Consider the following 19,152-nt stretch of genomic DNA (forward strand, 5'->3'; position numbering starts at 1 on the left):
GGCTGCCCGCCGCGCTGCGGCGCCGCCGGCTGCGCCGCACTCCTCGCAGACGACCGGTCCGCGCCCGGTGCCGCCGCCGGCGACGCCGCCGCACCCGACGCCGCGCGGCGGCGTCCCGCAGCCGCAACGAAGGGGGGTCTGACATGAGCGGGCCGACTCCGGTCTCCGGGCCGACTCCGTCCTCCGGGCCCAATCCGGCGTCCGGGCCGCGGCACGGCGCCGCGCCGCCTAAGAAGAAGGGCGGCGCCGGCAAGCTCGTCACGACGCTGGTGGTGCTCGGTCTCGCGGGCGGCGGGACGTACGCCTACCGGGTCTACTCCCAGCAGGACGGAGGGCTGCCCGCCGTCGACGACGTGTCCCCGAACGCGGCGCGGCAGCAGTCGACGCTGGTCGACCAGGAGGACCTGCGGGTCATGCAGATCCGCGCCAAGCAGGAGTCCGACCTCGCGGGCGGCGGCGCGGCGGCGCAGCAGGCCCGCAACCCGCAGGTGCTGGCCTCCGCGAACGGCCGCACGCTGATGCTGCCGCAGCGCAGCCAGCCCTACTACGTCTCGGAACTGGCCAAGATCGCGGGCCAGGACTTCCAGAAGCAGAGCGACGGGTCGTACCTGCTCAGCGTCAACATCATGGTCGCGGCGGGCGGCAAGCTGATCCTGCAGAGCTCGACCGGCCCGCTGACGATCCGGATGCGCAGCGTGCCCGGCGCGTTCACCTCGATCGTCAGCGCGGGCGGCACCGTCAAGATCAACGGGTCGGCGCAGAACCCCGTCCGGATCACCAGCTGGAACGACGACACCAACAAGCCCGACACCCAGGTCGCCGACGGCCGCTCCTACATCCGCGCCATCGGCGGCAGCTTCGACATGAAGTACACGCAGGTGTCGAACCTCGGCTTCTGGAGCGGCCGCACCGGCGGCGTCGCGCTCACCGGCTCGGACCGCCCCGACTCGTCCGCCGAGCTGGCCGACCCCGGCCCGGCGCACCGGGTGACCCTGCCGGACGGCCAGAACGAGACCACCCAGGGCGACCGCCAGCGGGTCGAGGTCACCCCGGCGGGCGCGGCGGGCAAGGGCGGCACGTTCGAGGTGCCGGCGGCGAGCCTGGTCAGCGGGACGATCGACAACTCCAGCTTCGACGGCGACGCCTACGGGGTGTTCGTGACGGCGTCGAACCAGGTGCAGATCACCAACACCGCCATCAAGAACAGCCTGGTCAACGGGGTGCTGCTGCACCGGTTCGCCAAGAACGCCACGCTGGAGAACACCACGGTCACCGCCAGCCGCGGGGACGGCTTCGTGCTGTCGCGCGGGACCGAGGGCGTCCACGTCACCAACTGCACGTCCAACGACAACGGCGGCAACGGGTTCACGCTGAACGGGGAGCCGCTCGCCGAGGGCCCGTCGGCGTCCGGCGAGGCGATCACCAGCTTCGGCAACAACCTGGTGAGCAGCAGCGTCGCCAGGAACAACAAGCGGTACGGGGTCGAGCTGCTCGGCGGCACCGCCGTCGCCGTGCAGAACAGCCAGATCACCGGCGGCGACATGGGGATCGTGGCGCGCGAGAAGGGCACCCGGATCCAGATCGCCGGGAACCAGATCAAGGGCTTCGCCCGGCAGGGGATCGTCGTGCGGGACGGCATGGCGGCCGCGACGGTGTCCGGCAACGTCGTCAGCGGCGGCAAGACGGCGCTGTACATCCGGAACGCCAACGGCACCTTCAACGGCAACACGGTGCAGTCGGCGCACCGGCACGGCATCACGCTGCGCGGCAACGTCAACGGCTCCGTGATCACCGGCAACACGCTGAGCGGCGCCGGGACGAGCGTCATGGAACTCGACGGCGCCACCGGCAAGTACCAGAACGCGAACAACAACATCAAGGGATGGCACAAGACCGCGGGCTTCACGACCTGGCTCAAGCGGATCTTCAAGCCGCTGAACGTCATCTGGGGCGGCGTGTTCCTGCTGGTGGCCATCTCGATGTTCCGGTCCCGTGGCACGCGGCTGCGCATCGGCAGCCTCGGCTCCCACCCGTACGCGTCGCAGGACAAGCTCGAGGAGCGGCCCGTGCGGCTGCTGCGCCGCGCCGATACCGTCCCCTCCCAGGACGGTCAGCGGGTCGGTGCGCGCGGCGGGCGGTAGCCCGGCGCCCACGGCGGCACGACGCACCAGAGCGGTCATCCAAGGAGTAGTTCGGCAATGACGATCAAGATCGATGTCAAGTTCATCATCGGCCTACTGGTCGGCGCGCTGGTCGCGGCGGGGCTGGTGCTGATCTTCACCACCGGCGGCGGTGACGACGACTCGAAGAAGACCTCCGCCGACGGCAAGATCAGCCCCGTCCCGCAGGGCGGCGGCGACCAGGGCGGGGACCAGGGCGGCGACTCCGGGGACGGGGACGGCGGGTCCGGCGGCGCGCAGGCCGGCGCGCCGCTGACGCTGCCCGTCCCGAACGGCGCCGGCAAGGTGAACTGCCCGAACCCGACCAAGACCGTCAGCGACGCGAACTCGCTCCAGCAGGCGCTGAAGGGCGCGAAGGCCGGCGACGTGATCAAGATGAACCCCGGCAAGTACGTCGGCAAGTTCGTCGCGACGGCGTCCGGCACGCAGCAGCAGCCGATCTTCCTGTGCGGCGAGCAGGGGTCGGTCATCGACGGCGGCGGGATCAAGAAGGGCTACGGCTTCCACCTGGACAAGGCGAACTTCTGGCGGCTGGTCGGCTTCACGATCCAGAACAGCCAGAAGGGCGTCGTCGGCGACACCACCAACGGGTCGATCATCCAGGGCCTGAGCGTGCACGACATCGGCGACGAGGCCATCCACGTGCGGGACTTCTCCACCGGCAACACCATCCAGTACAACAAGGTCTTCAACACCGGGCTGCGGCGCGAGAAGTTCGGCGAGGGCGTCTACCTCGGCACCGCGCAGTCCAACTTCAAGTCGGTCTCCGACGGCAAGGTCGACAACAGCGACAACAACGTGGTGCGCGGCAACGTGATCCGGGCGACCGCCGAGGCGATCGACATCAAGGAGGGCACGAAGGGCGGCAAGATCCTCAACAACGTGTTCGACGGGTCGAAGACCGGCGGCGACAAGCACAACGACTCGTGGGTGGACGTCAAGGGGAACGGCTACCTGATCGAGGGCAACAAGGGCACCAAGACCCCGCTGGACGGCTTCCAGGTGCACCAGATCATCAAGGGCTGGGGCACCGGCAACACCTTCCGCAACAACACGATCGACCTCGACGGCGGCAAGGGCGTCGGGATCAACGACACGGTCGGCGGCAACACGATCGCCTGCAACAACAAGGTGGACGGCGGGCAGCTCACCACGAAGGGCAAGTGCTCCTGACGCGCGGGGGCGCGTGAACGGGGACCGGGGGTGACCAGTGAAGATCGATGTGAAGTTCGCGGGCGTGCTCGTCGTGGGGGCCGTCGCGACGAGCGCGGTGGTCGTGCTGGCCACCCAGGGCGGCGGCAAGGCCAAGGACACCGCCGGCGACGACCCGTTCCCCGGCACCGGGCGGCCCGCGCCCGCCGGCGCGGGGACCGGCGCCGGGGCGGGCACGGGAGCCGGGGCGGGCGCCGGGTCCGGGTCCGGGACGGGCCAGGGGGTCGGGCAGCCGGCGCCGGCCATGCCGCTGCCGTCCTCGTACCGGCGGGTCGCGTGCCCGAAGGCGACGGTGACCGTGCACGGCGCCGTCGAGCTGCAGAAGAGGCTGAACACGGCGGCGCCCGGTGACGTCATCCGGCTCGCGCCGGGCAGGTACGTCGGGCAGTACGCCAGCCAGAAGTCCGGCACCCAGGCCAAGCCGATCTTCGTGTGCGGGACGCCGCAGTCCGTGCTGGACGGCGGCGCCATGACCAAGGGCTACGGCTTCCACCTGCAGAACGCGAGCCACTGGCGGCTGATCGGCTTCAGCGTCACGCGCAGCCAGAAGGGCGTCATGCTGGACGGCACCAGCGGGACGGTCGTGCAGGGGCTGAACGTCCACGACGTGGGCGACGAGGCCGTCCACCTGCGCTCGTTCAGCACCGGCAACGCGGTGCAGTACAACACCATCAGCCGTACGGGCCGCGGCAACCCGCGCTTCGGCGAGGGCGTGTACCTCGGCTCGTCGCACAACAACTGGGGACAGCTCACCCAGGGCAGGCCGGACGCCAGCGACGCCAACCTCGTCGCCGGGAACCGGATCACCGCCACCGCCGAGGCGGTGGACATCAAGGAGGGCACGTCCGGCGGGCGGCTCGTCGGGAACGTCTTCGACGGCTCGCAGCTCTCCGGGGGCGGCGTGAACGACTCGTGGGTCGACGCCAAGGGCAACGGCTACGTCATCGAGGGCAACCGCGGGGCCCGGACGCTCAAGGACGGTTTCCAGACCCACGAGGAGTACAAGGGCTGGGGAACCGGCAACGTCTTCCGCCGCAACGTCATCGACCTCGGCGGGGCCAAGGGCGTCGGGATCTTCCTCGGCTCGGACGGCAACACGGTCGCCTGCGACAACAGGGTCACCGGCGGCGAACTGATCAACAAGGGCAAGTGCTCCTAGAGCCATCGGGAGTCGTCTCTTCCGTCAGCAGTGAAGAAGGAGAAGTGGAATGAACCCGACGGAGTCCCCGCGGCTCACCGTCATCGGCACCGGGTACCTCGGCGCCACGCACGCGATCTGCATGGCCGTGCTGGGCTTCGACGTCCTCGGCGTGGACGTCGACCAGCGCAAGGTCGACAGGCTCGCGTCCGGCGAGGTGCCGTTCTTCGAGCCGGGCCTGCCGGAGCTGCTGTCCAAGGCGCTGGAGTCCGGCCGGCTGCGCTTCACCACCTCCTTCGAGGAGGCCGGCGAGTTCGGCGACGTGCACTTCCTGTGCGTGGGAACGCCGCAGCAGCCGGGTTCGGACGCCGCCGACCTCACCTACGTCGACGCGGCGGTACGCGCGCTCGCGCCGACGCTGACCCGGCGCGCGCTGGTCGTCGGCAAGTCGACGGTGCCGGTCGGCACCGCGCGGCACCTGACCGACCTCATCCACGAGCTCGCGCCCGCCGGCGAGGAGGTCGAGCTGGCGTGGAACCCCGAGTTCCTGCGCGAGGGGTTCGCCGTCGACGACACGATGCGCCCGGACCGGCTGGTGTTCGGCGTCGAGTCCGACTGGGCGGAGGAGCGGCTGCGCGCGGCGTTCAAGCCGATCCTGGAGGGCCAGGGCACCCCGGTGGTGCGCACCGACCTCGCCACCGCCGAGCTGGTGAAGGTCGCCGCGAACTCCTTCCTCGCCACCAAGATCTCCTACATCAACGCGATGGCGGAGGTCTGCGAGGCGGTCGGCGCCGACATCAAGCACCTCGCCGACTCGCTCGCGCTGGACGACCGGATCGGCGGCAAGTTCCTCAAGCCGGGACTCGGCTTCGGCGGCGGCTGCCTGCCGAAGGACATCCGGGCGTTCGCGCACCGCGCCGAGGAGCTCGGCGTCGGGCAGGCGGTGTCGTTCCTGCGCGAGGTCGACGACATCAACCGGCGGCGGCGGGCCCGCACCGTCGACCTCGTCCGGGAGATGCTCGGCGGCATCTCCGGCAAGCGGATCGCGGCGTGGGGCGCGGCGTTCAAACCGAACTCCGACGACATCCGCGACGCGCCCGCGCTGGACGTGGCGCGCACCATGCACGGGCTCGGCGGCCGCGTCCGCGTGTTCGACCCGGCGGCGCTGGACAACGCGCGGCGCGCCTTCCCCGAGCTGCGCTACGGCGACAGCGCGTTCGACGTGGCGCAGGACGCCGACGTCGTGGTGCTGCTGACCGAGTGGTCGGTCTTCAAGGAGATCGAGCCGGACGCGCTCGCGCAGGTCGTCAAGCACAAGCGGATCGTGGACGGCCGGCACGCGCTGGACGCCGAGAAGTGGCGCTCCGCGGGCTGGGAGTACCGCGCGCTGGGCCGTTCCTGAGGCCTTCCGCAACGGTTCCCGCCGGTGGGCTCGGCCACCGGCGGGAACATTCCGCGCAGCGGGGCCGTTGTCGCGGGTGAGGGCCCCGATGCGGGCCCTCCCGGACGAGGTGCGCCGTACCCGGCAGGCGAAGACGACGCGTGACCGTGCCGTCTCACGCATCCGGGAGTCATCATGGCGTGGATCCTCGTCGTCTTCGCGGGCCTGTTCGAGGTCGCGATGGCGCTGTGCCTGAAGGCCAGCAAGAACTTCTCCGAGTGGCTGCCGTCCGCCGGGTTCCTCGTGTTCGCGGTGACCAGTTTCGGCCTGCTCAGCTTCGCGCTCCGGTCCCTGGACGTCGGCACGGCGTACGCCGTCTGGGTCGGGATCGGCGCCGTCGGCACCGCGACGCTCGGGATGGTGCTGATGGGCGACCAGGTGTCCGCCGTGAAGATCGGCGCGCTCGCCTGCATCATCGTCGGCGTGATCGGCCTCAACCTGGCCGGCGGGAGCCACTGATTCACCGGACGACCTGCCCTAATGGAACGTAGGCTCCCGTAGTTGCGTCTATCGGACGACGGGAGCACCGGGGGTGCTCGGGAACACAGGAGGACGGACACCTTGGTCTTCAAGAAGCTGCGGCAGGCGATGGGCATCGGCGGCCCGTCCATCGAGACGACCCTGCACGACCCGAACACCACTCCGGGCGGCGTCGTCACAGGGGAGGTCGTCATCATCGGCGGCCAGTACAACTCCGACATCACGTCGGTGAACCTGGCCCTGCGCACCCGGGTCGAGGTCGAGACGAGCGACAGCGAGTACACCTCGAACATCGAGTACTCGAAGATGCCGGTCGCGGGCGGCTTCAAGCTGGAGGAGGGGATGCGGCACAGCGTCCCGTTCCAGTTCCCGATCCCGTGGGAGGCGCCGCTCACCCACATGTACGGGCACCCGCTGCACGGCACCACGGTCGGCATCGCCACCGAGCTGGAGGTCGCGGGCGCGCTCGACCCGGGCGACCTCGACCCGATCGCCGTGCACCCGCTGCCCGCGCAGGAGCGCCTGCTGGCTGCGTTCTCCAACCTCGGGTTCCACTTCCGCAACGCCGACTGCGAGAAGGGCCGCATCTGGGGCGTCCACCAGGAGCTGCCGTTCTACCAGGAGATCGAGTTCCACCCGCCGCACCAGTACGGGCACGGCATCAAACAGCTCGAAGTGACGTTCGTGTCGTACCCGCAGTCGATGGAGGTCGTGCTGGAGCTGGACAAGCGCGGCGGCGTCTTCACCGAGGGCCACGACGCGTTCAGCCGGTTCACCGTCGACTACGCGACCGTCGACCACACCGACTGGGAGCGCGAGCTCGACGGCTTTCTCCAGGAGGCCGGCCGCCGCCGCGGCTTCTTCTAACCCCGGCCTGGGGGAACGTCGCGGGCCCCTCCGCGGTGTTGATCGCGGAGGGGGTCTCCCCGTAGAAAGGGTTCCCGTGCCACCTTCCCCCGGCCTCAGCGAACCCCCCGGACTCAGCGCGGCCGAGCGCCGGCTGTGGGCCGCGTTCCCGACCGGGGCGCGCGTCGTCCTCGGCGACGACCGTCCCGCCGGGCCGCTGCCCGACCGGATCGTCCGGGCCGAGATCATCAGCCTGCTGCTGCTGGGCGCGGCCGATACCCGCACCGGCCACGTTGCCGCCGTCCGGCTGCGCGGCGCGTACGTCACCGGGCGGCTGGACGTGTCGGGCGGCACCGTCGAGCACGAGCTGCGGCTGGAGCGGTGCCGGCTGGTCGAGGAGCCGCGCTTCTCCAACGCCCGCACCCGGCAGCTGCGGTTCGCCGACTGCCGGATGCCGGGCTTCGACGGCGGCGGGCTCCAGGCCGACGGCTACCTCAGCCTGTCCGGCTCGGAGATCGAGGGCGAGGTGCGGCTACCGCGCGCGCAGCTGCTCGGCGGGTTCCGGATGAACGGGACGCGGATCACCGCGTCCGCGCCGGACAAGTGGGCGCTGTTCAGCGGCGGGCTCGTCGTCGAGGTCGGGACGTTCATCCGGGAGGCGGACATCACCGGCGGGGTCCGGTTCGTCGGCGCGAAGATGAACGGCGGGCTGTTCATGGAGGGCACCGTGCTGTCCAATCCGGGGCGGATCGCGCTGGACGGGCAGAACATGGTGGTCGAGAACACCTGCGAGTTCAGCCAGGGCTTCCGCGCGGTCGGGACGGTCCGGCTGCGCAGCGCCCGGTTCAACGGCATCCTGTCGTTCTCCAAGGGGCTGCTCGACTCCGGCGACCCGGCGCGGATGGCGCTGCACGCCAGCCACATGGTCTGCGACGAGCTGCTGCTGTGGCCCGCCGAGAAGATCAAGGGCCGGGTGTCGCTGTCGTACTCGAAGATCGACCTGATCATGGACCATCCGTCGGCCTGGCCGGACGAGCTGTACCTCAACGGCACCACCTACCAGACGCTGCGCGGCGGGGAGTTCAAGGACCGGCTGAGCTGGGTGTCCCGCGACCCCGAGTTCCATCTCCAGCCGTACGAGCAGCTCGCCGCCTGGTATCACGGCATCGGCCACGACGACCTGGCCCGCAAGGTGCAGCTCGCGAAGCTGCGCGCCCGCCGCCGCAAAGTGAACCCGGTCAGCCGCGCGTGGAACCACGTCCTCGACTGGACGGTCGGCTACGGCTACCGGCCCTGGCTGGCGTTCGCGTGGTTCGCGGTCCTGCTCGCCTTCGGCACCGCGGTGTTCTCCGCCGACCATCCGAAGGGAATCAAGCAGCCGGCCGAGCAGCCGCACTTCCACGCCCTCGTCTACGCCCTCGACCTGCTGATCCCCATCGACACGTTCGGGCAGCAGCAGGCGTTCGACCCGCAGAACTGGTCCCGCTGGGTCGCCTACGCGCTGATCGCGACCGGCTGGGTGCTCGCCACCGCGCTCATCGCCGGCGTCACCCGCGTCCTGCGGCCGAACTGATCGGCCGCCCCGCACGTCCATCGGGGTAGGGAGATCGAGGAGAATGGGGCCCCATGGGCACGTATCTGATCACGGGGGCGACCGGCGGCATCGGCACCGCCGTCGCGGAACTGCTGCGCGAGCGCGGCCACGACCTGATCCTCACCGGCCGCTCCGCCGACCGGCTGGACGCGCTGGCGGGCCGGCTGCGCACCGGCCCCGCGCACGCCGCCACCCAGTCCATCGCGATCGCGCCCGGCTCGCCGCCGGTGGCCGCGTCGGGCGCGTCCGTCACCACGGTCCCGCTGGACCTCACCGAGCCGCGCCGGATCGAGGCGGTGCTCGCGGGCGCGGAGCTGCCGGCCCGGCTGGACGGCGTGATCCACGCGGCGGGGGTCGTCCACCTGTCGCCGGTCGCCGGGCTGGAGGCGGACGAGTGGATGGACCACCTGTCGGTGAACCTGGTGTCCGCCGCCGAGGTGACCCGGCTGCTGCTGCCCGCGCTGCGCGCAGCCGAAGGCCACGTCGTGTTCGTGAACTCGACCGCCGGGCTGCGCGCGAACCCGGAGTGGTCGGCGTACGCGGCGAGCAAGTTCGGGCTGCGCGCGCTGGCCGACTCGTTGCGCGCGGAGGAGCCGTCGCTGCGCGTCACGACGGTCTACCCGGGGCGGACGGCCACGGAGATGCAGCGGAAGGTGCGCGCCCAGGAGGGCCATCCCTACGCCGAGGACGACTTCGCCGCGCCCGGCACGGTGGCCCGCGTCCTGGTCGCCGCCCTGGAGACGCCGCGCGACGCGGTCGTCTCGGACGTCACCGTCCGCCCGAACTAGCCCCGCGCTGATGGCGGCCGACGAGGAAGCCTTCCTGGCCCACCGCGACCTGCTGATGGGGGTCGCCTACCGGGTGCTCGGCACCGTCGCCGACGCCGAGGACGTCGTGCAGGAGGCGTGGCTGCGCTGGTCGAAGGCCGACGCCGGTCAGGTGGCCAATCCGGAGGCGTTCCTCGTGACGGTGACGACCCGGCTCGCCCTCGACCGCCTGCGGCGGCTGCGGGCCCGGCGCGAGACCTATGTGGGCGAATGGCTGCCCGAGCCGTCGCCGACCGCCGACCATGCCGGTGACACAGCCGGTGACGCCGCCGACCGGGTCGTCCGGCTGGAGTCGCTGTCGATGGCGCTGCTGGTGGTGATGGAGAGCCTGTCGCCGCTGGAGCGGGCGGTGTTCGTCCTGCGGGACGTCTTCGCGTTCTCCTACGCCGAGATCGGCGCGGCCCTGGAGAAGAGCGAGCCGGCCGTGCGGCAGCTCGCGGCGCGGGCGCGCGGGCATGTGCGCGAGCGCCGCCCGCGCTTCGAGGTCGACCCGGCCGTCTGGCGGGAGGTGACCGACCGGTTCTTCGCCGCCTGCCTGACCGGCGGCCTGGAGGGACTGATGGCCCTGCTGGCCCCGGACGTCCGGCTGATCGCCGACAGCGGCGGCAACGCGGTGGCGCCGCGCCGCGTCGTCACCGGCCGGGAGCAGGTGGCGCGGTTCGTGCTGTCGATCATGCGGATGCGGGCGTCGTTCACCGACTCGGCCGGCGTCGCACCGACCGCGCACATCGACTACCGGATGGTCACGGCCAACGGCGGGCCCGCCCTCCAGGTCACGGCCGACGGCCGACCGTTCGTCCACTTCCAGGTGCAGGCCGCCGACGGGCTGGTCAACGCCTGCTATCTGGTGGTGAATCCGGAGAAGCTCGCGGGCTTCATGTCACGGGACGGTCAGGTGCTGCGTCCTTGACGGCATGACGACCACCTCGACTATCACCGTCATCGGCGGCGGCCTCGCCGGGCTCACCGCCGCCATCGCCTGCGCCGAAGCCGGCGCCCCCGTCCAGCTGTACGAAGCGCACCGCACGCTCGGCGGGCGCGGGCGGGCCACGTCCCCGCCGTACGTGGCCCACGACGGGGCGCACGTGTTCTACGCCGACGGCCCGCACTACCGGTGGCTGGCCTCGCGCGGCTTCGCCAAGGGCCTCGGCTGGCCCTCGCCCGCCGCTCTCGCCGGTGCGGGGTTCCGCGCCGGCGGGCGCCTGCGCCGGATGCCGCCGGTGGCGATGCTGCGCGCTCAGGCCCGCTTCCGGCTCAAGCCGCCCGTGGACGAGGACTTCCACACCTGGGCGTCGCGCCGCTGGGGCGCCGCCACCGCGCGGCATATGGCCAACGCCATCAGCGTGGTCACCTACGACGCCGACACCGGACGCCTGTCGGCCGCGTTCGTCTGGGACCTGTTCCAGCGGGTGCTCGGCCCGCGCGTGCCCGCGGTGCGCTGGGTCCGGGGCGGCTGGCAGACGGTCCTGGACCGGATGGCCGCGCATGCCGCCGACCTCGGCGTCAAGATCGAGACCGGCTCCCGCGTCGACGCCCTGCCGGACGGCGGCGGCCCGGTCATCGTCGCCACCGACCTGGCGTCGGCGGGCCGGCTGCTCGGCGAGGACGGCCTGTCGTGGACCAGCGGACACTGCGTCCTGCTCGACATCGCCGTCCGGTCCCGGCGCCGCGACCGGACCCTCGTCTTCGACCTCGACGAAGGCGGTTTCCACGAGAGCTACAGCATGCAGGACGACTCGACCGCGCCCTCGGGCGAGTCGCTCTACCAGCTCCAGATGCCGGTCCGGGAGGGCGAGTCCCACGAGGCGGCGCATCGGCGCCTCCGCTCCTTCGCGGACTCGCTCCTGCCCGACTGGCAGGACCGCGCCACCTTCCAGCGCACGGCCACCGCGAAGGGCCGCACCGGCGCGCTCGACCTGCCGGGCCGCACCTGGCGGGACCGTCCGGCCATCGACCGCGGCGACGGCGTCTACCTCGTCGGGGACATGGTCGCCGCTCCGGGGATGCGCGGCGAGATCTCCATCAACAGCGCCTTGAGCGCCGCCCGGCTCGCCGTCGCCCGCCTATAGCGCGTCCTAATTGTTCGTTATCGATGCGCATGACCGGCTTGCCTGTCTCGGGGGCGGGCAGGCGAGCGCCGTGACGCAGAGGTATTCGGACGCCGAGGACATCGATCACCCGGGAGCGCCGCCGGGCCCCCGTCTGCGCGACCGCCTGCGCGACCGGCCCTGGGCGCGGCCGGCGGCGCTCGTGGTGATCGCGGCGCTGCTCGGGTCGGGGCTGTGGCTGGTGCGATGGTCGGGCGGCAGCTCGACCGCCACCCCCGACACGTTCTGGTACGCGCGCGACGCCCTGCAGTACGCGGGCCGCTCGGAAGCGGACGCCGACCGCACCGCGGCGAAGATCACCTGCGTCGCGATGGCGCGGGGACGTCCGCGCCCCCGGATGACCTACACCGAGTGCCTGAGTTACCGGACGAGGCTGCCCCGCGAGGCGCCCGCCCGCTTCCAGCGGATCTTCACCTCGCGTCCGGGCTACCCGCTGCTCGCGGCGCCGTTCGTCCGGGTGATGGGCGTGACCGGATTCGCCGCCGCGACGGCCGCGCTGGGCGTCGCGTGCGGCGTCGCCGTCCTCGTGCTCGCGCTGGTCGTCGGGCTCGGCCCCGTCCGGGCCCTGCTGGCGGAGACCCTGTTCTACCTGCTGCCGACGGGTCTGTGGGGCAGCAGGATGCTGGCCGAGGCGCCGATGATGCTCTGCGTCCTGACCGCGCTGATCGGGACGGTCCTGCTGCTGCGCGGGCGCGCCGTGACGGCGGGTTCGGGGCTGCTGGCGGGCGCGCTCGCGTTGCTGTGCGTCGTCAAGCCGGCCAACGGGGTCGCGCTGGGCGCCGCGCTCGCCGCCGGGGCGGTGCTGCTGCTGCCGTTCGTCCGGTCGCGGCGGCCGTTCCTCACGCTCTCCGGCATCGCGGCGGCCGTCGTCGCGGGCAACCTGTGGATCAGTTCCGCGCTTCGCCTGCCGGGCGTCGGCGAGACCCTCCAGGACACCTTCACCTGGCACTTCCGCCATCCCGACGTGGCCGATCCCTGGCACCGCCTCGCCGACGCCGTGCAGACCCTGTGGACGGGCGACATAGGCCCGCGGCTGCTCGACCACCCGCTGGCCCCGGCGGCGTTCCTGCTCGCGGCGGCCGGGCTGTTCGCCCGCCTCCACCGGGACACTGCCTGGCCGCTCGCCCTCGCCGGGCTGACCGGGGCGCTGGTGGCCTCGATGCACCCGATCGTCGACGAACTCGACCGGCTGTCGGTGGTGGCGTGGATCCCCGTCGCCTTCGGGCTGGCCGCGCTGACCGCGCCCCGCCCCGCCGGACCGCCGCGCGAACGCGTCCGGACGAGGCCGCCGCGCGACGACGCGGCGCCGTCCGCGGTCGACCTCATGTCCCCCGGGTGACGCCGGACGGCTCGACCCGGCCGCGGCGCAGGAACCACGCGCCGAGCAGGCCGCCGATGAGCCCGAACAGGTGCCCCTGCCAGGAGATCGTCGGGTCGTTCGGGACCACGCCGACCAGCATCGTCCCGTAGACGGCGACGACCAGCACGGCGATGACGATGTCCAGCACCCGCCGCTCGAAGATCCCGCGGCCGAGCAGGTACCCGAAGAACCCGAAGATCAGGATGCTGGACCCGAGCGTGTTCGCCGAGCTGAAGAACCACACCCCGAGCCCGCCGACCACGATGATGATCAGGCTCGCCGCCAGGAACTTCGCGATCCCCCGCGCCGCCGCGATGAACCCCAGCACCGCGAACGGGATCGTGTTGGCCATCAGGTGCGGGAACCCGGCGTGCATGAACGGCGCGGTGAAGATGTCCGGAAGGTCGTTGACGTCGTGCGGCTGGATGCCGAACTGGTCCAGCGCGCCGTTGTCGAGGACGTCGATGCCCTCCAGGACCCACATCAGGACCGTGACCGAGCCGACCAGGACCGCCGCCGACAGCGCGCGCGTGCCGGCCTTGACGAGCCCGTCGGAGCGTTGCCTGTCGGGGATGTAGCTCATGTCGCCACCGTATGACCGATCGATCCTGCCGTCACCGGGGTCAACGCGCGCACCGCCGCCAGAGTGCCCGATGGTGAACGTGATTCGGTTTCCGGCATAGTGGACGGATGCGCGCTGCGATCTGCGCGGAGCTCGGCTCCGTCACCGTCCAGGACACCGCCCCCGCCGAACCCGGCCCCGGCCAGGTGCTGCTCACCGTCGAGGCGGCGGGCGTCAACTACGTGGACGCCCTGTTCGTCCAGGGCCGGTACCAGATCAAGCCGCCGCTCCCGTTCATCCCGGGCAGCGAGGTCGCCGGCACCCTCCCGGACGGGACGCGCGTCCTGGCGATGTGCGGCCTCGGCGGCTTCGCGTCGCAGGTGGCCGTCCCCGCCGGCGCGGTGGTGCCGATCCCGGACAAGCTGGACTTCCCGCGGGCCGCGACCTTCACCCAGAGCTACTGCACCGCCCTCTTCGCGCTGCGCGACCGCGCCGCCCTCGCCGCCGGCGAGACGGTCCTCGTCCTCGGCGCCGGCGGCGGCGTCGGCCTCGCGGCCGTCCAGGTGGCGACCTCCCTCGGCGCACGCGTGCTGGCCGTCGCCTCGTCCGAGGACAAGCGCCGCGCCGCCCTCGCCGCCGGCGCCGAATCCGCCGTCGACGCCACCGACGTCAAGTCCGCGGCCCGCGCCTGGTCGGACGGCGGCGTCGACCTGGTGTACGACCCGGTCGGCGGCGCCCTCGCCGACCCGGCGCTGCGCTCCCTGCGCGAGCGCGGCCGCTACGCCGTGATCGGCTTCGCGTCCGGGGACATCCCGTCCCTCCCGCTCAACCAGGTCCTGCTGCGCAACCGCACCGTCGTGGGCGTCGACTGGGGAGCCTGGTCCATGACGCACCCCGCCGAGCAGCGCGCCCTCCTCGACGAGCTGCTCGCCATGGTCGCCGACGGCCGGCTCGACCCGGTGGCCCCGCGCACGGAGCCCCTCGCGTCCGCGCCCCGGGTCCTGGACGACCTGCTCAACCGGCGCGTGGTCGGCAAGGTCGCCCTGCTGCCCTAGGCGGCGGAGGCGTGCTCCGACTCGGACGCGTCGCCGCGGACCACGATCACCGGCAGCCGCCGCCGCGCGGGGGCCTCGGCCGTCCGGCGCAGGTAGCGCCGCTCCTCCGGGGTCGTCCCGCCCCAGATGCCGTCCGGCTCACCGACCCGCAGCGCCCAGGCGAGGCACTCCGCCTTCACCGGGCAGTTCGCGCAGACGGCCTTCGCCTCGTCCATCTGGACCCGCAGCATCTCCGCGGAGTACCCGATCGGGAAGAACAGGTCGGGGTCGGCGCCGCGGCAGATGGCGTGGTCGGTCCAGTGTTCCTCGTTCTCGTCGTTGTGCATGGCTTTCTCCCTGCGGGGCATGGGTGAGGAGGCCACCGGCGGTTCACTCTGGGGTGGTCTCCACCCAACGTAGTACTACGAGACGTAGTACTACAAGTCGTTGTGAACATTGCAACTTAGCGTCCGGATAACCTGGTGACGTGCAGCGTGATCAAGAAGTGACCTTCCGCGAGGCGACGGCGGACGATCTGCCCGAGATCGTCCGGCTACTGGCCGACGATCCCCTCGGCGCCACCCGCGAAACACTCGCCGCGGAAATCCCCGAGGCCTACGTCACCGCCTTCGCCGCCATCGACAAGGACCCCAACAACCTCCTCATCGTGGCGGACGTCTCCGGAACGGTCGCCGGCACGCTCCAGCTCACCTACATCCCCGGCCTCACCTACACCGGCGGCGAGCGCGCCCAGATCGAGGGCGTCCGCATCGCCGCCGACGAGCGCGGCCGCGGCCTCGGCCAGACCATGATCAACTGGGCCATCGACCAGGCCCGCGCCCGCGGCTGCCGCGTCGTCCAGCTCACCACCGACCGCCAGCGCCCCGACGCGATCCGCTTTTACCAGAAGATCGGCTTCCGCCCCTCCCACATGGGCATGAAATACCACCTGTGATTTGCAAGCCCGGCCCAGAGGGCTCGCCTGACGGCTCGCCCTCTGACCGTTCTTGTGCGGGCGCTAAGCCCCCTGCACCGCTGCGAACAACGCCAATAGCGCGCCGACCTCCGCACACGCCCGCCGCACGTCGTGACACGGCGCCATCGGGTCACCGCACGACGACACGTACCACGGCACCCCGCCCACACCGTCCTTCACTCGGATGCTGTCCCCGATGTGCGGCGCCTTCGGCGAAGAGACCCGCACCAACGGCGCCCCTTCGTAGCGTCGACCGACCGTCCAGCCCGCCGCGTCCAGCGCGCCGGCCAGCCGCTCCAGGTGCTCGACCTCCGTCACCACGCCCACACCACCGCCGCGCCGTCGCGCCAGGCCTCGGCGACGACGCCGAGCTCGACATACTCCACACGCCCCGAAAGCCCCACCGTGACCCGCCGCACCTTCCCCCGGCTCTCCGCGTCCGCCTCCTGAAGAACCCGCCGGACGTGCCGGAGCGCAACGACCTGGTCGTCCGTGACCCCGCTCGCGCCCCCGTCGCACAGGACGACGTCCCACGCAAAAAGCGCTGGCGGCCCACCCCTTTTCGCGCCCGTCATCTCATCGCCCGCCATTCCTCGTTCGGTGCCGTATCGGTCACTCTCAGTGAATCGATAGCGAGTGGCGCAGGTCACCGTGATAATCGGAGATGAGCGTGGACACGGACCATCTCCGCGGATATCCGGAACGAGGTGCACTGCGGTGTCCGAGAAGAAGCGCGTCGGGGAGCGGTTGCGGGCGGCCCGGAAGGCGCACGGCCTGACGGTCGCCGACCTGGCCGAACGGTTCCGCGAGGTGGCGTCCGACCGCGTCCGGCAACGCCTCCCGTCGCTTCGCGACCTCGAGCGGACGATCCGCGGCCACGAAGCCGGCGAACACGCAGTAGGCCCCCGCTACCGCCTCCTCTACGCCGCCGCCCTCAACACCCCCGAAGAAAGCCTCTTCGGAGGTGACGCCGGGCCGCGAGAGGCCTCCGGGGACGGCGAGCGGCTCGCCTTCGCGGTGCGGAATCCGGCCCGGCTCGACGGCACCGTGATCGACGGGCTGGCGGCCACGCTGGCCAACCAGCGGCGTGTGGAGGACGTGATCGGCTCGCAGGCCGTGCTCGGCGCCGCGCAGGCACACTTGGCCCTGGTGATGCGCCTGCTGCGCGAGGCTCCGGACGCCCACGCCGCCCGGTTGCTGGCGCTCGCGTCCGAGGCATCCCAGTTCAACGGATGGCTGAGCACCGCCGTGGACGCGCACGCTGCCGCCGCACCGCTCTACGACCAGGCACTCCGTCTCGGCCTCCAGGCCGGCGACAAGGACCTGGCCGCGACCGCACTTTCGATGCGTGGCCATCTGGCCTGGGCGAGCGGCGAGTACCGCGACATGGCGAGCCTCTCCGAGACCGCCGCCGGGCTGGCGACGGCGCCGGGCACGCGTGCCGTCGCGACCCAGCAGCGCGGCCGGGCGCTGGCCCTGCTCCGCGACCGGCAGGGCGCTCTCCAGGCCATCGGACGCGCCGAGGACGTCCTCGCCGGGCAGGGAGGCGCCGCCGATCCGGACGGCCTCTACTTCTATGGCGCCGCGATGCTCACCATGCAGCGCGGCCTGATCTTCGGGTACCTGGAAGAGCACACCACCGCCGCCGACCTCCTCACCGACGGCATCCAGGCGATGCCCGAAAGCATCCGCGGGTCCGAGTGGGTCGCCTGGTATCGCGTGAAGGCGGCGGCGGCCCGGGCACTGGCGGGCGATCCGGAACACGCGGTCGCCGAACTGCGGGCGGCCGTCGAGGTCCTCGCCGCGACGGGCGGCACGAAGACTCCCCGCGACATCGCCCACGTCCACCGCATCTTGAAAACCCGCTACCCAAAGCACCCGTCCGTCACCGACCTGACCGGCATCCTCTGCTGAGCGGGCGGCTGGTGCCGTTCAACTACTGGCGGGCGGCGGAAGTCGTCGGGGCGGCCGACGGGTTGGGCGTTCCGGAGGCGGGTGACCTTCGGGAGGCGTATCGCGGGGTGTGCGGCCGGGTGGGTTAGCACAGGACGGTGACTATGGCGCGGGCTATTCGCTCCACGTCGTGCTCGGCGGAAACCTCGTCCAGTCCGGTGCCCGTGTCCAGCACGCCGGGGCGGGAGTAGTCGAAGCCTTCCCAGTCGATGACGATGTTGACGTTCGTGACGCGGCAATACAGGTACCGGCCGCTCATCGAATAGTCGAAGCCGTTGGGTGCGGGAATCGACCGCGCGGCGTTCTCACGTGATACCTGGAAGCTCATGCATTCGTCCGCTAGGTGCGCGAGTTCCTTGATGCGGCCGGTGTCACGACCTCCAGCCCCTCGCGGACGTGGTCATCCGCGAGTTCGCGTCTGACGTAGGCGGCCTTGGTCTTCGCCTTGGCGATGCTCGCCTTCCTGGTCACGCGACGGTCGAATTCTAGGTCGGGCCTGCGTTTCTTTCAAGGAGTCTGACCCCGATTGGTAAGCGTTGGTGGGCTCGGGAATGGTGCGTTAATGCGGGGGGCGGGGCGGGTGAATTTTTGTGGCGGGGTGCTGGGTGGGGCGCTGTTGGGGCTGGTGACGGGGTTGGTCGACAGGTTTCGACCAAGGTGGGGGTGTCTTCTGGGCAATCAGTGACGTTTCACTGAGTTGCCCTAAATGTCACGGTATCGGGGCTGTCGTCCCCGTGCCCTGTTCGGGGAGTCCGGTCCCCGCCGGTGGGCGGCCGCAGAAGGGCATCCTCGATGCGACGTCTGCTCCTGTTCCTGCTGCCGGCGGCGCTGCTGGGCGCACTGCTCGTCGCCGTGCAGGCACCGGCGTCCGCGACCCCGCCGAACATCCCGTCCGCCAGTACGGCCCGCACCCGGCTCGCAGAGCTGACCGTGGCCGCCGAATCGCATGCCAGTTCCTACGACCGCTCGCTGTTCCCGCACTGGATCACCATCTCCGGCACCTGCAACACCCGCGAGACGGTGCTCAAGCGCGACGGGACGAACGTGAGCACGGACTCCTCCTGCTACCCGACGTCCGGCTCCTGGTACTCGCCGTACGACGGTGCCACCTGGACGTCGCCGGCCGATGTGGACATCGACCACATGGTGCCGCTCGCCGAGGCGTGGGCGTCGGGCGCCTGGGCCTGGACGACCGCGCACCGGCAGGACTACGCCAACGACCTCGGCAGCCCGCAGCTGTGGGCGGTCACCGACAACGTCAACCAGGCGAAGGGCGACAAGGACCCCGCCGAGTGGCAGCCGTCCCGCACCGCCTTCCGCTGCACCTACGCGCGCGCCTGGGTCCAGGTGAAGTGGTCCTACGACCTCACCGTGGACAGCGCGGAGAAGAGCGCGCTCACCTCGACGCTCAACGGCTGCTGACCAGGGCCCGTGGCACCCG

General features: G+C 71.6%; 21 protein-coding genes and 1 riboswitch. Of the genes, 15 read left to right on the top strand and 6 right to left on the bottom strand.

The genetic code is table 11. From position 1 onward, the window contains the following. The first annotated feature begins 143 nt into the window (after positions 1 to 143). The 11 genes from ABD296_RS13130 to ABD296_RS13180 all read left to right on the top strand — a co-directional run bounded on the left by ABD296_RS13130 (position 144) and on the right by ABD296_RS13180 (position 13,165). Positions 144 to 2,141 carry a right-handed parallel beta-helix repeat-containing protein gene (locus tag ABD296_RS13130; protein WP_344265655.1) on the top strand — a complete coding sequence of 666 codons (1,998 nt, stop codon included), beginning with the start codon at positions 144 to 146 and terminating at the stop codon, positions 2,139 to 2,141. 57 nt (positions 2,142 to 2,198) lie between these two features. Continuing rightward, on the top strand, positions 2,199 to 3,353 hold the full coding sequence (locus ABD296_RS13135; RefSeq protein WP_344265658.1) for a right-handed parallel beta-helix repeat-containing protein: 1,155 nt from the start codon (positions 2,199 to 2,201) through the stop codon (positions 3,351 to 3,353). A 37-nt stretch (positions 3,354 to 3,390) separates the two neighbouring features. Continuing rightward, a complete protein-coding gene (locus ABD296_RS13140; protein WP_344265661.1) occupies positions 3,391 to 4,551 on the top strand; it encodes a NosD domain-containing protein in 1,161 nt (386 codons plus the stop codon). A 49-nt stretch (positions 4,552 to 4,600) separates the two neighbouring features. After that, positions 4,601 to 5,932 (top strand): UDP-glucose dehydrogenase family protein, encoded by a 1,332-nt coding sequence (locus ABD296_RS13145; RefSeq protein WP_344265664.1) that lies wholly within the window; start codon positions 4,601 to 4,603, stop codon positions 5,930 to 5,932. A 76-nt stretch (positions 5,933 to 6,008) separates the two neighbouring features. Next, positions 6,009 to 6,075, top strand: a riboswitch (guanidine-III (ykkC-III) riboswitch). 31 nt (positions 6,076 to 6,106) lie between these two features. Continuing rightward, positions 6,107 to 6,430: a DMT family transporter gene (locus ABD296_RS13150; protein WP_344265667.1), complete on the top strand. Its 324-nt coding sequence runs from the start codon at positions 6,107 to 6,109 to the stop codon at positions 6,428 to 6,430. 102 nt (positions 6,431 to 6,532) lie between these two features. Beyond that, a complete protein-coding gene (locus ABD296_RS13155; protein WP_344265670.1) occupies positions 6,533 to 7,318 on the top strand; it encodes a sporulation protein in 786 nt (261 codons plus the stop codon). A gap of 76 nt (positions 7,319 to 7,394) precedes the next feature. Next, positions 7,395 to 8,870 carry a hypothetical protein gene (locus tag ABD296_RS13160; protein ID WP_344265673.1) on the top strand — a complete coding sequence of 492 codons (1,476 nt, stop codon included), beginning with the start codon at positions 7,395 to 7,397 and terminating at the stop codon, positions 8,868 to 8,870. A gap of 53 nt (positions 8,871 to 8,923) precedes the next feature. After that, complete coding sequence (locus tag ABD296_RS13165) at positions 8,924 to 9,679, top strand: SDR family oxidoreductase (protein ID WP_344265676.1); 756 nt, start codon at positions 8,924 to 8,926, stop codon at positions 9,677 to 9,679. A 10-nt stretch (positions 9,680 to 9,689) separates the two neighbouring features. Then, complete coding sequence (sigJ, locus tag ABD296_RS13170) at positions 9,690 to 10,628, top strand: RNA polymerase sigma factor SigJ (RefSeq protein WP_344265679.1); 939 nt, start codon at positions 9,690 to 9,692, stop codon at positions 10,626 to 10,628. Between the two features lie 4 nt (positions 10,629 to 10,632). Continuing rightward, on the top strand, positions 10,633 to 11,787 hold the full coding sequence (locus ABD296_RS13175) for an FAD-dependent oxidoreductase (protein WP_344265682.1): 1,155 nt from the start codon (positions 10,633 to 10,635) through the stop codon (positions 11,785 to 11,787). A 70-nt stretch (positions 11,788 to 11,857) separates the two neighbouring features. Further along, positions 11,858 to 13,165, top strand: a complete 1,308-nt coding sequence (locus tag ABD296_RS13180; protein WP_344265685.1) for a hypothetical protein — start codon at positions 11,858 to 11,860, stop codon at positions 13,163 to 13,165. On the opposite strand, the gene ABD296_RS13185 is transcribed toward ABD296_RS13180, so the two are convergent. After that, positions 13,149 to 13,769, bottom strand: coding sequence for a rhomboid family intramembrane serine protease (locus ABD296_RS13185; RefSeq protein WP_344265688.1), 621 nt, complete (start codon positions 13,767 to 13,769; stop codon positions 13,149 to 13,151). The genes ABD296_RS13180 and ABD296_RS13185 overlap by 17 nt on opposite strands. A 107-nt stretch (positions 13,770 to 13,876) precedes the next feature. On the opposite strand from ABD296_RS13185, the gene ABD296_RS13190 reads away from it, so the two are divergent. Next, positions 13,877 to 14,803 (top strand): NADPH:quinone oxidoreductase family protein, encoded by a 927-nt coding sequence (locus ABD296_RS13190; protein ID WP_344265691.1) that lies wholly within the window; start codon positions 13,877 to 13,879, stop codon positions 14,801 to 14,803. On the opposite strand, the gene ABD296_RS13195 is transcribed toward ABD296_RS13190, so the two are convergent. After that, positions 14,800 to 15,129: a WhiB family transcriptional regulator gene (locus ABD296_RS13195; RefSeq protein WP_344265694.1), complete on the bottom strand. Its 330-nt coding sequence runs from the start codon at positions 15,127 to 15,129 to the stop codon at positions 14,800 to 14,802. The two genes, ABD296_RS13190 and ABD296_RS13195, sit on opposite strands and share 4 nt — an antisense overlap. Before the next feature lie 140 nt (positions 15,130 to 15,269). Between ABD296_RS13195 and ABD296_RS13200 the strand changes: the two genes are divergently transcribed. Then, positions 15,270 to 15,737: a GNAT family N-acetyltransferase gene (locus tag ABD296_RS13200; RefSeq protein ID WP_344265697.1), complete on the top strand. Its 468-nt coding sequence runs from the start codon at positions 15,270 to 15,272 to the stop codon at positions 15,735 to 15,737. Between the two features lie 63 nt (positions 15,738 to 15,800). Here ABD296_RS13200 and ABD296_RS13205 read toward each other — a convergent pair whose 3' ends face one another. Both ABD296_RS13205 and ABD296_RS13210 read right to left on the bottom strand, forming a co-directional pair. After that, the gene (locus tag ABD296_RS13205) at positions 15,801 to 16,079 is read right to left on the bottom strand and encodes a hypothetical protein (protein ID WP_344265700.1); all 279 of its coding nucleotides are present in this window, start codon (positions 16,077 to 16,079) and stop codon (positions 15,801 to 15,803) included. Then, positions 16,073 to 16,408, bottom strand: a complete 336-nt coding sequence (locus tag ABD296_RS13210) for a hypothetical protein (protein WP_344265702.1) — start codon at positions 16,406 to 16,408, stop codon at positions 16,073 to 16,075. The genes ABD296_RS13205 and ABD296_RS13210 overlap by 7 nt, the downstream gene beginning before the upstream one ends. 67 nt (positions 16,409 to 16,475) lie before the next feature. Between ABD296_RS13210 and ABD296_RS13215 the strand changes: the two genes are divergently transcribed. Then, positions 16,476 to 17,672 (top strand): helix-turn-helix transcriptional regulator, encoded by a 1,197-nt coding sequence (locus tag ABD296_RS13215; RefSeq protein ID WP_344265703.1) that lies wholly within the window; start codon positions 16,476 to 16,478, stop codon positions 17,670 to 17,672. Between the two features lie 124 nt (positions 17,673 to 17,796). On the opposite strand, the gene ABD296_RS13220 is transcribed toward ABD296_RS13215, so the two are convergent. Further along, positions 17,797 to 18,039, bottom strand: coding sequence for a hypothetical protein (locus tag ABD296_RS13220; RefSeq protein WP_344265705.1), 243 nt, complete (start codon positions 18,037 to 18,039; stop codon positions 17,797 to 17,799). A gap of 11 nt (positions 18,040 to 18,050) precedes the next feature. Further along, positions 18,051 to 18,182, bottom strand: a complete 132-nt coding sequence (locus tag ABD296_RS13225) for a hypothetical protein (RefSeq protein WP_344265708.1) — start codon at positions 18,180 to 18,182, stop codon at positions 18,051 to 18,053. Positions 18,183 to 18,503: 321 nt separating this feature from the next. Here ABD296_RS13225 and ABD296_RS13230 point away from each other — a divergent pair, with 321 nt between their 5' ends. Beyond that, positions 18,504 to 19,133 (top strand): HNH endonuclease family protein, encoded by a 630-nt coding sequence (locus ABD296_RS13230; RefSeq protein ID WP_344265711.1) that lies wholly within the window; start codon positions 18,504 to 18,506, stop codon positions 19,131 to 19,133. Positions 19,134 to 19,152: the final 19 nt, after the last annotated feature.

It is taken from the genome of Actinomadura napierensis (assembly GCF_039529375.1).
GTDB classification, from domain to species: Bacteria; Actinomycetota; Actinomycetes; order Streptosporangiales; family Streptosporangiaceae; genus Spirillospora; species Spirillospora napierensis.